Raw genomic sequence first — 14,156 nt, forward strand, 5'->3', positions numbered from 1 at the left:
TTCTTTGGCGGGTAGACACTCTATGAGGTGTACTGCCCGTTTCGCGAACAGCGTAGCGGGCCTTCGCCGAGGAGTGCTCCATGAAGATCGATCCGCAAATCACTGCCGAACTGGCAAGGCTCGAGCCCAATCAGGTTGGCGTATTGGCCTGGTCGTTGCTGGCACACCCACCCGTCACCCTGGCTGGCGGAATTCCTCACCAGCCTGATCCCGATACCCCCAACGAAGAACCGACCGAGCCCGGCGAGCCTACGCTGCCGGACAAACCACCACCGGCACCCGTCGCGTGACTGAATGGACGGGCCCTCGGCTGAATCCTGTAAAGAACCTCAGCCGACGGGCCATATTTCATTGTCACCAATGACAAAGATCCGACAGTCGTCTTCCTTGTCCACCGGATACCCGCCGGTGAAAGCTCCGAAGGCCGGCAGCAGGCTGACGCGTGCTCCCAGCCTGAAGCATGCCAGCCGCAGACGCTGACGTCCCTTGCCGTTCAATCGATAGACCGGGTGTACGTGTCCGGCGAGAACGTGCCGTTCAGGGTGCGGATCAGGTTCGTGCTGCAATGCAAAGGGCCCGAGCAGCAACGGCTCCGGCACCACTCGAATATCCAGCGTCTGCGGCGGATCACCGGCACGTTTGTCGTGATTGCCGCGAACAAGTGTGATCGGCAGATCAGCGTGGCGTGAACGCCACTCGGCCAAGGCACTCAAGGTGTCCGAGGCATGCGAGCCGGGGCCGTGCAGAAAATCCCCGAGAAAGATCAGTTGCCGGCAGGGCAGTCGCCCCAGTAAGTGTTCGATCACGGCAATGTTCGCTGTCGTGGTGCCCTGCGGTACGGGTTGCCCCAAGCGACGATAGGCTGCCGCCTTGCCGAAATGCACATCGGCAATCAGCAGCGCCTGCTGCGCCGGCCAGTACAGTGCCTTTTCCGGCAGCAGCCAAAGGTCTTCGCCTGCCAGGCGCACGGGATAGGCCGCACTCATCAGGTCAGCTCCTTGTCGGCGGTTTTTTCCAGATCGCCGACCATACGCCGGATGCGGTCGGCGAGTTTTTCCGAACTCATGCTTTCACGCATGCGTTCTACCAGCAGCGGAAAGCCGAGGGGTGTCGGGCGTTTGATCAGGTGCATGTCCAGGGTCATACCGTTGATTCGCTCCAGCGTCTGTTCCAGTCGACGAATATCCAGTTCTTCTCGCAAGACTTCTTCCCCGGCCTGCGCCAGAAGCAGGTTGTCGGCGTCGTATTGTTTGAACACCTCGAAAAACAATCCGCTGGAGGCCTGCACCTGACGGGTGCTTTTGGGCGCGCCGGGGTAGCCGGCGAACACCAGACCGGCAATCCGCGCGATTTCCCGAAAGCGGCGCAGTGCCAGTTCGCCTGCGTTCAGGCTGGCGAGTACATCGTGCAATAAGTTCTCGGGGCCGAGCAGGGGGCCATCCAGGTGCAAGGTCCAGTCAACGGGCGTGGCGCTGAGCAATTCCAGTCCGTAGTCGTTGACCGCAATCGAGAAGGTCACAGGCAGTCGCTGGCTGACCCGCCACGCCAGCAGGCTGGCCAGTCCCAGATGCACTTGCCGCCCGGCGAATGGATAGAGGAAAAGGTGCCAGCCTTCGCGGGATTTCAGCACCTCGGCCAGCAGGTTGTCGGTCGTCGGCAGACCCGACCAGTGCATCTGTGTTTCCAGCAACGGTCGCAAGGCTTGCATTTCCGGGCCTGCAAACTCGCCGTTTGCCGCTGCGCTGAACCGGGTGACCACTGCTTGGGCGAGTTCGCTGGACAGCGGCATGCGCCCGCCATTCCAGCGTGGCACGGCGGCTTTTTTCGCCGTGCTGCGTTTGACATAGGCGGTCATGTTTTCCACGCGTACCAGCTCCAGCAAGCGGCCGGCGAACAGGAAACCGTCGCCGGGTCTGAGGCGGGCGATGAAGCCTTCCTCGACGCTGCCCAGTTGTTTGCCGCCTCCGCCCTTGCTCCAGAATTTCAGATGAATGCTGGCGTCGCTGACGATGGTGCCGATGCTCATGCGATGACGCCGAGCCAGGCGCGCGTCCGGCACTCGCCAGATCCCGTGCTCATCCGGCTCGACCCGGCGGTAATCCGGGTATGCCGTCAGAGACATCCCGCCGTGGCGTACGAAAGCGAGCGCCCAGGCCCAGTCGGCGGGCGTCAGGTCGCGATAGGCCCAGGCTCCACGGACTTCTTCGTACAGCTCATCGGGAAGAAAGCCACCGCCCAATGCAATGCTCACCAGGTGTTGCACCAACACATCCAGCGGTTTGCGGGGAGACAGGCGCGGCTCGATCCGCCGCTGGGCCACGGCATCGCGGGCGGCGGCGGCTTCGATCAGCTCCAGACTGTGAGTCGGCACCAGGGTCAGCCGCGACGTTCTGCCGGGCGCATGGCCCGAGCGTCCCGCACGCTGCATCAGGCGCGCCACGCCTTTGGCCGAACCGATTTGCAGCACCCGTTCCACCGGCAGGAAATCCACCCCCAGATCAAGACTTGAAGTGCAGACCACCGCTTTGAGTTGGCCGTTCTTCAGGGCCTGTTCGACCCAGTCGCGGGTTTCGCGGGACAGCGAACTGTGATGCAAGGCAATCAGCCCGGCCCAGTCAGGCCGTGCTTCCAGCAAGGCCTGATACCAGATTTCCGACTGTGCGCGGGTGTTGGTGAACACCAGGGTGCTGGCGCAGAGGTCCAGTTCGGCGACCACCTGCGGCAGCATCTTCAGACCGATGTGGCCGGCCCAGGGAAAACGTTCGATCTGCGGTGGAATCAGCGTATCGACTTGCAGGTCTTTTTCATTCTGACCCCGGACACTCACGCCCCCGCCCTGTGGGATCAATACCTGTTCGGCGTGGGACTGATTGCCGAGCGTCGCCGATATGCCCCACACGATAAGCTCCGGATGCCAGCGGCGCAGGCGGGCGAGGGCCAACTGCAGTTGCACGCCGCGCTTGTTGCCGAGCAATTCGTGCCATTCATCGACCACGATCATGCGCAGGGTCGACAGCGCGGTTTGTGCGTCGGCGCGAGCGAGCATCAGGGTGAGACTTTCCGGCGTAGTGATCAGCGTTGTGGGAAGGCGTCTGTTCTGCCGGGCGCGTTCGCTGCTGCCGGTGTCGCCGGTGCGCAGGCCGACGCTCCAGGGAATTTGCAGATCGTCCAGCGGCCCTTGCAAGGCGCGCGCGGTGTCGGCGGCCAGCGCGCGCATGGGGGTGATCCACAGGACGGTCAGCGGTTCGGCAGGTGGCGGGCGTTTGCGGGGGGTGTTTGCGGCAGGTCTGGAGCGGGCAAACCGATCGAGCGCCGCAAACCACACGGCGTAGGTTTTACCGGCCCCGGTATTGGCGTGGAGCAATCCCGACTCACCGCGTTTGACCGCCACCCACACTTCTTTCTGGAAAGCGAACGGTTTCCAGCCGTGGGCGCTGAACCAGTGTCTGGCGAAGTCGGTGGAAGTGCCCATGCCGGCGACGTGTGCTCTGAAGGTGTTCCTTCAATGACCGCGCCGGCCGGGCATTAGTTTTACTTGAGATTGCCGCTGAGGAACTGTTTCAGGCGTTCACTCTTCGGATTGCCCAATACGTCCTCCGGTGCGCCTTCTTCTTCCACCAGCCCCTGATGCAGGAACAGCACCTGGCTCGACACCTTGCGCGCAAAACTCATCTCGTGCGTCACCATGATCATGGTTCGGCCTTCGTCGGCCAGGCCTTGAATCACCTTGAGCACTTCGCCCACCAGTTCCGGATCCAGCGCGGACGTCGGTTCGTCGAACAGCATGACTTCCGGCTCCATCGCCAGGGCCCGGGCAATGGCTACGCGCTGTTGCTGGCCGCCTGAGAGGAACGCCGGATACTGATCGGCCACCCGCGCCGGCAGGCCGACCTTGTCCAGATAACGCCGGGCGCGGTCGTCCGCCTCAGCCTTGCTGCAGCCCAGCACCCGGCGCGGCGCCATGGTGATGTTTTCCAGCACGGTCATGTGGCTCCACAGGTTGAAATGCTGGAACACCATCGCCAGGCGCGTGCGCAGACGTTGCAGTTCCTCGGGGTCGGCGACGTGCATGCCGTGACGGTCGGTGACCATGCGGATCGCCTGGCCGTCGAGGCTCATCGCGCCGTCGTTGGGTTGTTCGAGAAAGTTGATGCAGCGCAAAAAGGTGCTTTTGCCCGAGCCGCTGGCGCCGATCAGACTGATCACGTCACCGGTTCTGGCTTTGAGCGAAACGCCTTTGAGCACCTGATGGTCGCCATAGCTTTTGTGCAGGCCTTCTACGGTCAGTTTGTACATGGGACAGGCATCCTCAAGGCGAAAGTAAGTAGCCGCTGCGATAGGCTTCGGCGCCCGCGACGTGGGCGATCACCATGCCGGCGGTTGCCATGCGCCGCAGCGAGCGGGCGTACAGCAGACCGGAAGCGGTGCAATGGACGGGGGTGACCCGGTCGTGGATCGGGTCGATGATTTCGGCGATCTGCTGCCCGGCTTCCAGGTGCTGGCCGGGTGTGGCGGTGTACACCAGCAGGCCGCCGACCGGGGTGGTCACTGGCTCGACACCGGCCAGCGGAGTGGCCGGGAAGGGGAGCTCCGGCAATGGTTTCGAAGCGCCGACGATGGCGCCGAAGTGAGTCAGGTAGTCGAGCAGTGCCTGGCAGTCACGGCTGGCCACCGGATGGCTGACGTCGCCCTGGCCACGCAGTTCGACCGTGACCGAAAAACTGCCGAGGGGAATCTCGAAGTGCTCGCCAAAGCGCTCCTTCAATTGCCACCACAGCAGGGTGAAACACTCGTCGAATGACTGGCCGCCGGAGTCGGTGGCCAGCAGGCTTGCCCGGGATTCGATGTAGCGCGCCAGCGGCTCGACCTGCGGCCAGGCCTCGGGCGTGGTGTAGAGATGGACGACGGATTCGAAGTCGCAGTGCAGGTCCAGCACCATGTCCGCATCACAGGCCAGCCGTTGCAGGGTCAGGCGCTGGGATTGCAGTTGCGTGGTGGCGGTATGGCGGTCGAGAGCATTGCGCAGGCTGGTGCGGATCAATTCCAGGTTGCGCTGCGGGTCGTCGCCCAGTTGCGACTCGATTTCGTTGCCGATCTCTTCGCTGAGGTCGACGAACCAGCGGTTGAAGTTCTGCCCGCTCTCCAGTTCGTAGCGGCCCAGCGGCACATCCATCAGCACTTGTTCGAGGCCGACCGGATTGGCGACCGGCACCAGCACGATTTCGCTGATCAGCCGCCCGGCGGCTTCCAGCTCCGCCAGACGTTGTTTGAGGTGCCAGGCCACGAGCATGCCGGGCAGTTCGTCGGCATGCAGCGAAGACTGGATGTAGATTTTGCCTTTGGCCTTGTCCGGGCCGAAGTGAAAACTGTGGATCTGTCGTGCGGTCCCCGGCAGCGGGGCCAGCAGATCATGTATCTGGTGGCGCATCTCAAAAGGGTCCTAGTGGGTCGGGCCGAGAAAGGCCAGCCATCGGCGTTCGGCGAGGCGGAACAGGCCGACCAGCGCAAAGGTGATGGTCAGGTAGATCAGCGCGGCGATGCCGAACGACTGGAAGGTCAGGAAGGTCGCCGAGTTGGCGTCCCGCGCGACCTTGAGGATGTCGGGGATGGTCGCGGTGAAGGCCACGGTGGTCGAGTGCAGCATCAGGATCACTTCGTTGCTGTAGTAAGGCAACGAACGGCGCAGCGCCGACGGCATGATCACGTAGGCATAGAGTTTCCACCCGGTCAGCCCGTAAGCCTTGGCCGCTTCGACTTCGCCGTGGTTCATGCTGCGGATCGCCCCGGCGAAAATCTCCGTGGTGTAGGCACAGGTGTTCAGGGCGAAGGCCAGGATCGTGCAGTTCATTGCATCGCGGAAGAAACTGTCGAGCAGCGGTTGCGCGCGCACGGCAGCCAGGCTGTAAATCCCGGTGTAGCAGATCAGCAACTGGATATAGAGCGGCGTGCCACGGAACAGGTAGGTGTAGAACTGCACTGGCCAGCGGATGTAGAAGTGCGGCGAGACGCGGGCGATCGACAGCGGAATCGACACGATGAAACCGAAGAAGATCGACGCGCTGAGCAGCCACATCGTCATCGCAAGGCCAGTGATGTTCTGGCCGTCTGTATAAAGGAAGGCTTTCCAGTATTCCTGCAGAAGTTCGATCATCGTACGGCCTCCCGTGCACCGGCGGCGTAGCGGCGTTCGAGCCAGCGCAGAATGAAGTTCGAGGCACTGGTGATCAGCAGGTAAATCAACGCGGCGAGAACCAGAAAATAGAACAGCTGATAGGTACTCTTGCCGGCGTCCTGCGCGGCCTTGACCAGATCGGCCAGGCCGATGATCGAGACCAGCGCGGTGGCCTTGAGCATCACCATCCAGTTATTGCCGATGCCTGGCAGGGCGAAGCGCATCATTTGCGGGAACACCACGAAACGAAAGCGCTGGCCGCGCTTGAGACCATAGGCGGTGGCGGCTTCGACCTGACCGCGTGGTACGGCGAGAATCGCCCCGCGGAAGGTTTCAGTGAAGTACGCGCCATAAATGAAGCCCAGGGTCAGGACCCCGGCGCTGAACGGGTCGATCTCGATGTATTCCCATTCCAGGTAATCGGTGAGCGTCGTCAGCCAGGTTTGCAGGCTGTAGAAGATCAGCAGCATCAGCACCAGGTCCGGCACCCCGCGAATCAGCGTGGTGTAGAGCTGGGCGGGCAGGCGCAGCAGTTTGACTTTTGACAGCTTGGCACTGGCGCCGAGCAGGCCGAGCAACACGGCCACCAGCAGCGACAACGCCGACAATTTGATGGTCATCCAGGTGCCTTCCAACAGCAACGGGCCAAAGCCCTTGAGGCTGAAGGCGGAGAGCCCCAGATTTTGTAAGAGGTTTTCGAACATAAATCAGCAACCTGACTGAATGAAAAAGGCGCCCATCGAGGATGGGCGCCGGGGCATTATTTGCCGCTGTACAGATTCAGATCGCCAAAGTGTTTCTTTTGAATCTCGGCGTATTTGCCATCATCGTGTAACGCTTTGATACCTTTATCCAAAAGCGCTTTCAGCTCGGTGTTACCTTTCTTAATACCGACAGCGGTCTTGGCTGGCAGCAAGTGGTTGTCGACCGGCTCGCTGACGGCATAGTCGGCACCCTGTGGCGACTTCAGAAAGCCCAGTTCGGCCTGCAACATGTCCTGAATGCCCGCATCGAGACGGCCGGAAGTCAGATCGGAATACACCTGATCCTGGTTCTGATAGGCCTGGGTTTTCACGCCGGCCTTGTCCAGCACGGCTTTGGCATAGGCTTCCTGGATGGTGCCTTGCTCGTAGCCGACGGTTTTGCCTTTCAGCGAAGCGACGTCGTTGGTGATGCCGGAACCCTTCTTCGACACGTAGGCAGTCGGGCCGGAGAACAGCTCGCTGGAGAAGTCGATGACTTTTTCACGGGCTTCGGTCACGGTCATCGACGAGATCACACCGTCGAATTTATTGGCCTTGAGGCCCGGAATCATGCCGTCGAAGTCGCTTTCGACCCATTTGCACTTGACCTTCAGCTCGGCGCAGATCGCGTTGCCCAGATCGATGTCAAAGCCCACCAGGCTGCCGTCGGCCGCTTTCGACTCGAACGGTGCGTAGGAAGGATCGACGCCAAAACGCAGCTCTTTGTATTCCTTGGCCAGCGCGGAGCCGGCGGCCATGCACAACGCCAGTGCAGAAAGGGTCAGCAATGCTTTTTTCATTATTCAATCCCTAAGAACCAATATGAGCGCTTGTGGCGCAGAATGATTGTTACTGGAACGCTTACGACTTATAGAAAGTAGCAATTTCCGAACCAGAGTCCCGAACAAGTGTTTTAAAAGGTGTAGAAAGTGCATGCCGGGGGCGGTCAGTGCACGAAAACGGGCGCGTTGGAAGGGATGCACCAGAATGGTTCGGAGGCGATCTTTCCCACGCTCTGCGTGGGAAAGATCGGGGAGGCGTGAAGGACGGGGATCAGACCAGCAGATTCTGCAACGTCGCCAGGTTGTCGGCTTCTTCCACGGTCTTGTCCTGGCGCCAGCGCAGCATGCGCGGGAAACGCACGGCGATGCCGCTCTTGTGCCGGCGCGACAGGGCGATGCCTTCGAAACCCAGTTCGAACACCAGGCTTGGCGTCACGCTGCTGACCGGACCGAATTTTTCCACGGTGGTCTTGCGAACGATGCTGTCGACTTCACGCATTTCCTCATCCGTCAGCCCGGAATAGGCCTTGGCGAACGGCACAAGGGCGCGGGTGCTGGACTCGGGCGGACCGTCCCAGACGGCAAATGTGTAATCGCTGTACAGACTGGCGCGCCGGCCATGGCCACGCTGGGCATAAATCAGCACCGCATCGACGCTGAACGGGTCGACTTTCCATTTCCACCACACGCCCATGTCCTTGGTGCGCCCGACGCCATACATCGCGTCGCGGGCCTTGAGCATCATGCCCTCGACCCCCAGCCGCCGGGAGGCTTCCCGTTGGCGGGCGAAGTCGAGCCAGTCGCTGCCGGTCAGCACCGGTGAGGGCAGTAGCACCGGGTTGTTGCATTGGGTGATGACACGCTCCAGTTGTTCACGCCGCTGGACCTGCGGCCGGTTGCGCCAGTCTTCGCCCTGCCACTCCAGAAGGTCATAGGCGAGGACCACCACCGGCACGTCTTCGAGGATCTTTTTGTCCAGGGTCTTGCGACCGATCCGTTGCTGAAGCAGGGCAAAGGGTTGCACCGCCGGTGGTGCCGTTGAATCTGGATCAAAGGCTTCGGCGTCAGGCCGGGTGTTTTTCCAGACCACGATTTCGCCGTCGATCACCGTGCCGTCAGGCAGGCCCTCGACCAGCGAGTCGAGTTCGGGAAAGCGTTCGGTCACCAGTTCTTCGCCCCGGGACCAGATCCACAAGCGAGCGTCGCGCTTGACCACTTGCGCGCGAATGCCGTCCCACTTCCATTCCACCTGCCAGTTGTTCGCCGGGCCAAGCAAGGCGTCGAACTGTTCCACCGCTTGCGACAGACCGTGGGCGAGAAAGAACGGATACGGCTGGCCGCCGCGCTGCGCATGTTCGTCGCTGGACTCCGGGGCAATCAGCTTCAGATAACTGGCGGCATCCGGACGGTTGGACAGGTCGGTGTAGCCCACCAGCCGTTGTGCCACGCGTTTGCTGTCCAGCCCGGCCATCGAGGCCAGCGCCCGGGTCACCAACAGTTTGGAAACGCCCACCCGGAAGCTGCCGGTGATCAGTTTGATGCACAGCATCAGGCTCGGCCGGTCGAGTTGCGCCCACAGTGCCGGGAGCTGTCGGGCGAGGTATTCCGGGGTTTCACCGCGCAGCGGCAGCAGTTTGTGCTCGATCCATTCGGCAAGGCTCGCCTCGGACGTGTGCGGGTTTTCCGGGAGTACCAGCGAGATGGTTTCCGCCAGATCGCCGACCGCTTGATAGCTTTCCTCGAACAGCCACGGCGCCAGGCCGGATACTTCTACCGCCAGATCGCGCAGGATCCGCACCGGAACCAGTTGCCGGGGCCGTCCGCCGGACAGGAAGTACACCGCCCACGCAGCATCTTGCGGTTGCGCCTGGGCGAAGTAGGCCTGCATGGCCGCGAGTTTGGCGTTGCTGGAGGTGGTGGCGTCGAGTTCGGCGTATAACCCGGCGAAGTCTTTCATGGTTGCACCTCGGCAACGGTGGGTTCGACGGCGACATTGTCTTGTTCGTCATCGCCGTATTCAGTGTTGAAGCCTTGGGCATCCAGCCCTTGCTCACGCAAATGGCGAACCAGCACACCGATCGAGCCGTGGGTAACCATCACCCGTTCGGCGCCGGTCTGCTCGATGGCCCACAGCAGGCCGGGCCAGTCGGCGTGATCGGAAAGCACGAAACCGCGATCCACGCCGCGCCGCCGACGAGTGCCGCGCAGGCGCATCCAGCCGCTGGCGAAACTGTCGCTGTAGTCGCCGAAACGCCGCATCCAGCTGCTGCCGCCCGCCGATGGCGGAGCGATGACCAGTGCCTGACGCATCAGCGGATCATTTTTTTTCACGTCGCCGGCGTAGATCGTCGGCGGCAGATACACGCCGGCCTCGCGGTAGACCCAGTTCAGCGGTTCCACCGCGCCGTGGCTGAGGATCGGGCCGAGGGTTTCATCAATTCCGTGAAGGATCCGCTGGGCCTTGCCGAATGCATAGCAGAACAGCACGCTGGTCTTGCCCGCCTCGATATTGGCCTGCCACCACTGATTGATCTCGCCGAACACCTGCGCCTGCGGCTGCCAGCGGTAGATCGGCAGACCAAAGGTCGATTCGGTGATGAAGGTGTGGCAGCGCACCGGCTCGAAGGGCGCGCAGGTGCCGTCGGGCTCGATCTTGTAGTCGCCGGACGCAACCCAGACTTCACCGCCGTATTCCAGGCGTATCTGCGCCGACCCCAGCACATGCCCGGCAGGGTGAAAGCTCAGGGTGACACCGTGGTGGGACAGACGCTGCCCGTACTCCACGGTTTGCAGATTGATGTCCTGGCCCAGGCGCGCCCGCAGAATCCCTTCGCTGGCGCCGGCCGCCAGATAGTGCGTGTTGCCGGTGCGGGCGTGATCGCCGTGGGCATGGGTAATGACCGCGCGCTCGACCGGGCGCCACGGATCGATATAGAAGTCCCCGACTGGGCAGTACAGGCCTTCGGGGCGAGCGATAACAAGGTCCATGGCGTTACCGAAATGGAGGGACTTGTCAGCTATGAGGTTGGCGCGAAGTCAGAAGTTCTATCGAATTTTTTAACTGCCACATGATCGTTCCCACGCGCGTGGGAACGATCGAAAGGGGCGGCGCCTATTTCCCGGGAGTCAGCGTCAGCCGCGTCTTGCCATACACCCGCTCAAAGTTCTGCGGCTGCATCGGCAAGCCGATGTACTGGCCCTTGAGCCAGGGATCAATCCCGTTGAGGTAGTTCGGACTGGCCGGGTTACCCGATTGCCCCGTACCGTTCTGGCCCGTCAGCGGTTCGCTCTGACTGAAGTCGACGATGAAACGCATCGACGGCGCCCGGGTGGTGTTGAAATCCTGGCCCCAGGCAAACGCCGCGGTATTGAGCGTCGTGTGATCGCCGCCAGCCGCGACAGGACCGCGAACGGTCTGGCCGTTGGTGCTCTTCCATTCGTAGCGGTGCAGTTTGCCCCACTGCCAGGCTTTGTGATCGCCACCCAGTTGGCTGTCGCCGGCGCTGATCGCCGCCGCGAGGCTGCGGGCGAGGATCGCCGGTTTGTCTTCTTTCTGCGGCGTGCGTGCGTCGTCCCAGAACGGGCTGTCCTCGCGGCCCAGCAAATGATCGGCCTGGGCCGAGTAGGACAGATCGCCATTGGCGATAAACGCTTTCCACGCCGGGCTGTTTTGCGGGCCGAGTTCGTCGAGGAAGATCTGTTTCATGCTTTCCTGCAGGAACAGCTCGTAGATCGCCGCATCGGCGGAGGTCGGGCTGAGCTTGCCGTCAAACGCCATCAGGCGGCTGTAGGCCTCGCGGGCCTTGCTGCGGTCGGCTTCCGGCAGGGCGTCGATCGCCTGCTTCAGCGGCTGCGCCATGCCCGGAGCTTCGAACATCTTCTTCAGTTTGGCGGCGAACGTGGTGGTCTGGTCGTACTGCATGGCGATCATGCTGCGGCCGTCCAGTTTGCCGCTGCCGGCCATTTCCGCAAGGCGCTCGCCGCGCTCCGGCGCCGCCCAGGAGTTGGACAACTGCATGCCGTAGCCGTGAGGAATGACCCGCTGGTTGGCGGTGCCGAGCCAGCCCTGCGGCGGATCCTGATCGTACGGGTGCAGCATCGGGTCGGCGTAACCGTCCCAGTCGTAGCGACCGTCCCAGCCCGGCGACGGCAGCAGGCCTTCGCCTTCGCGGCGGTTCGGGAAACGCCCGGTGACTTGCCAGCCGATGTTGCTGGCGTCGGCAAACACCAGGTTCAGTGCGATGGCGCGGATTTCCCGGCTGGCGTCGGACGCGCGTTCAGCGGTTTGCGCACGGCTCAGATCGAAAAACGCATCGAGGGATTTGTCGTCGGTGAAGCTCGGGGTCTGCAAGGCCAGGCCGAAACCTGCGCCCTGGGCGCCAGCCTGAGCACTGTTGAGCAGCGCACCGTGGCGGGTTTCGTACACCGCTTCGCGAATCGGCCGCTGGCCTTTGACGAAGTAGGTTTCGTTGCGCACGCCCAGCGGTTGCCACTTACCGTTGACCTCGTAGGTCAGGCTGCTGCCCTGGCGGCGGATTTTTTCCAGGAACAGGTCCTGGTTGTCACCGAAGACGCTGGTCGCGCTCCATGCCACTTTGCCGTTGAAACCGCCCAGCACCATCGGCAGACCGGCCACGGTCACGCCGGCGGCCTGGTATTTCGGTGCGTGAATCTGCACGAAACTCCACAGCGAAGGCGCGGCCAGCGGCCCGTGGCTGTCGCTGGCCAGCAGGCTCTTGCCGCTGCGGCTGCGTTGCGGGGCAATCGCCCAGTTGTTCGAAGTACTGGCGCCGAGCAGGTTCATCGCCGCCAGTTGTTCACTGGCGTTGCTCAGCTCGCTCAGGCCCGGAATCTGCCCGTTGAGCTTGATGCCTTGCAGCTTGTCGGCTTCGGCCAGCGGCAGGTTTTCATCAGGAGCGGACGGGGTCAGCCACGCCAGTTTGTCGGTGGTGACCGTCTGCGCCAGCACCAGCGAAGCGATTTCCTCCGGCAGGTTGGCCGACTGGCTGAAGTTCAGCAGGCAGAAAATCAGCGCCGAATCTTCCGGTTTCCAGTACTCGGGCTTGTAGCCGCTGGAGGCCAGATCCCCCGGCAACTTGTCGGCGTAGCGGAACAGGTAGGCGTTGACGCCCCGGGCATAGACTTCGAAAAAGCGCTTGAGCCGTGGCGACGAGGCCTTGTACAGCTCGCCGGCGCTTTTCTTCAGGTTGACGGCGCGCATGTAGCGGTCGGCGTCGAGCATCGACGCACCGGACATTTCCGCCAGACGCCCCTGGGCCAGCAGGCGCAGGGTGACCATCTGATTGATGCGGTCGCTGGCGTGCACGTAGCCGAGGGCGAACAAGGCGTCGTGGAAGCTATTGCTTTCGATCAGCGGCATGCCCATGGCATTGCGCCGTACCGAAACGTTCTGCGCCAGGCCCTTGAGTGGCTGTACACCGGAGGTCGGCGGGAGGGTGTCCTGAGCGTTCCAGGTCTGGCAACCGGAGAGGCTCAGGACACCGGTCACTGCTGCGGCAACGCCGAACCGGGGAAGAAAATGTGAAAGGGCTGGCGAGGCCATGGCAAAGCTCCTGCGGGGGTAGAGGCTGGGGGCGCAATAAAGCCGCTACGTTAGTGAGCAGGAGGGGGCCGCGCAAGCGGGGCGAGCGGTTATTTCTTCCCGTTGATCGTTCCCGCGCACGGGAACGATCAGGCCAGGTCACTCAAGCCTTCGGCGGATTGATCTTCTGCACCAACGCGTAGGCTTTCACGGTCGCCGGGCGGTCCTTGATGTGGTTGAACCAGCGCAGCACGTTCGGGAAGTCTTCCAGGTTCTGGCTCTGCCACTTGTGGGAGACGATCCAGGGGTAGATCGCCATGTCGGCGATGCTGTATTCGCTGCCGGCGACGAACTCGTTTTTGGCCAGTTGTTTGTCCAGCACACCGTACAGGCGAGCGGTTTCATCGATGTAGCGCTTGATCGCATAGGGAATCTTTTCCGGGGCGAACTGGCTGAAGTGATGGTTCTGCCCGGCCATAGGCCCCAGCCCGCCCATCTGCCAGAACAGCCATTGCAGCGCCACCTGGCGGCCACGCAGATCCTTGGGCAGGAACGTCCCGGTCTTTTCGGCGAGGTACAACAAAATCGCCCCGGACTCGAACAGCGACAACGGCTCGCCGCCATCGGCCGGCTCATGATCGACGATGGCCGGGATGCGATTGTTCGGCGCGATCTTCAGGAAGTGCGGCTGGAACTGCTCGCCCTGGCTGATGTTGATCGGGTGCACGTTGTAGCGCAGGCCGGCCTCTTCGAGGAACAGGGAAATCTTGTGGCCGTTGGGCGTGGTCCAGTAATACAGGTCGATCATGGAAAGCTCCAAATCAGGAAAGGTACGGACAGCAAACGCCGGCTTCAGGTTGTCCCGTGTGCGTTCGATAGCTTGCTTGGTTACAGGAGGTGATGTTCAAGTACGGGAA

General features: G+C 62.3%; 12 protein-coding genes. 1 reads left to right on the plus strand and 11 read right to left on the minus strand.

Translation table 11 applies throughout. The annotated features are described in order from the left end of the window. The first annotated feature begins 80 nt into the window (after positions 1-80). Positions 81-290 carry a hypothetical protein gene (locus tag NWV16_RS06875; RefSeq protein WP_065259270.1) on the plus strand — a complete coding sequence of 70 codons (210 nt, stop codon included), beginning with the start codon at positions 81-83 and terminating at the stop codon, positions 288-290. Positions 291-329: 39 nt separating this feature from the next. Here the strand turns inward: NWV16_RS06875 and pdeM are convergent, their stop codons facing one another. The 11 genes from pdeM to NWV16_RS06930 form a co-directional block, all read right to left on the minus strand. Further along, positions 330-986 (minus strand): ligase-associated DNA damage response endonuclease PdeM, encoded by a 657-nt coding sequence (gene pdeM, locus NWV16_RS06880; protein ID WP_260522456.1) that lies wholly within the window; start codon positions 984-986, stop codon positions 330-332. Next, the gene (locus NWV16_RS06885) at positions 986-3,472 is read right to left on the minus strand and encodes a ligase-associated DNA damage response DEXH box helicase (protein ID WP_260522457.1); all 2,487 of its coding nucleotides are present in this window, start codon (positions 3,470-3,472) and stop codon (positions 986-988) included. The genes pdeM and NWV16_RS06885 overlap by 1 nt, the downstream gene beginning before the upstream one ends. A gap of 59 nt (positions 3,473-3,531) precedes the next feature. Then, entirely contained in the window at positions 3,532-4,296 is a 765-nt protein-coding gene (locus NWV16_RS06890; protein WP_260522458.1) for an ABC transporter ATP-binding protein, read from the minus strand. A gap of 13 nt (positions 4,297-4,309) precedes the next feature. Further along, the gene (locus tag NWV16_RS06895) at positions 4,310-5,428 is read right to left on the minus strand and encodes a succinylglutamate desuccinylase/aspartoacylase family protein (RefSeq protein WP_260522459.1); all 1,119 of its coding nucleotides are present in this window, start codon (positions 5,426-5,428) and stop codon (positions 4,310-4,312) included. Between the two features lie 12 nt (positions 5,429-5,440). Further along, positions 5,441-6,151 carry an ABC transporter permease gene (locus NWV16_RS06900; protein WP_011332767.1) on the minus strand — a complete coding sequence of 237 codons (711 nt, stop codon included), beginning with the start codon at positions 6,149-6,151 and terminating at the stop codon, positions 5,441-5,443. After that, entirely contained in the window at positions 6,148-6,876 is a 729-nt protein-coding gene (locus NWV16_RS06905) for an ABC transporter permease (RefSeq protein ID WP_064593908.1), read from the minus strand. The genes NWV16_RS06900 and NWV16_RS06905 overlap by 4 nt, the downstream gene beginning before the upstream one ends. 56 nt (positions 6,877-6,932) lie before the next feature. Then, positions 6,933-7,715, minus strand: coding sequence for a transporter substrate-binding domain-containing protein (locus tag NWV16_RS06910; protein ID WP_085683295.1), 783 nt, complete (start codon positions 7,713-7,715; stop codon positions 6,933-6,935). Positions 7,716-7,968: 253 nt separating this feature from the next. Further along, positions 7,969-9,654: an ATP-dependent DNA ligase gene (locus NWV16_RS06915; protein WP_260522460.1), complete on the minus strand. Its 1,686-nt coding sequence runs from the start codon at positions 9,652-9,654 to the stop codon at positions 7,969-7,971. Next, positions 9,651-10,685, minus strand: coding sequence for a ligase-associated DNA damage response exonuclease (locus NWV16_RS06920; RefSeq protein WP_260522461.1), 1,035 nt, complete (start codon positions 10,683-10,685; stop codon positions 9,651-9,653). The genes NWV16_RS06915 and NWV16_RS06920 overlap by 4 nt, the downstream gene beginning before the upstream one ends. Before the next feature lie 124 nt (positions 10,686-10,809). Next, a complete protein-coding gene (locus tag NWV16_RS06925; RefSeq protein ID WP_260522462.1) occupies positions 10,810-13,260 on the minus strand; it encodes a penicillin acylase family protein in 2,451 nt (816 codons plus the stop codon). A gap of 142 nt (positions 13,261-13,402) precedes the next feature. Continuing rightward, positions 13,403-14,047, minus strand: a complete 645-nt coding sequence (locus NWV16_RS06930) for a glutathione binding-like protein (RefSeq protein WP_260522463.1) — start codon at positions 14,045-14,047, stop codon at positions 13,403-13,405. Positions 14,048-14,156: the final 109 nt, after the last annotated feature.

Origin of the sequence: Pseudomonas sp. BW7P1, assembly GCF_024981055.1 — a bacterium.
GTDB lineage: Bacteria > Pseudomonadota > Gammaproteobacteria > Pseudomonadales > Pseudomonadaceae > Aquipseudomonas > Aquipseudomonas bananamidigenes.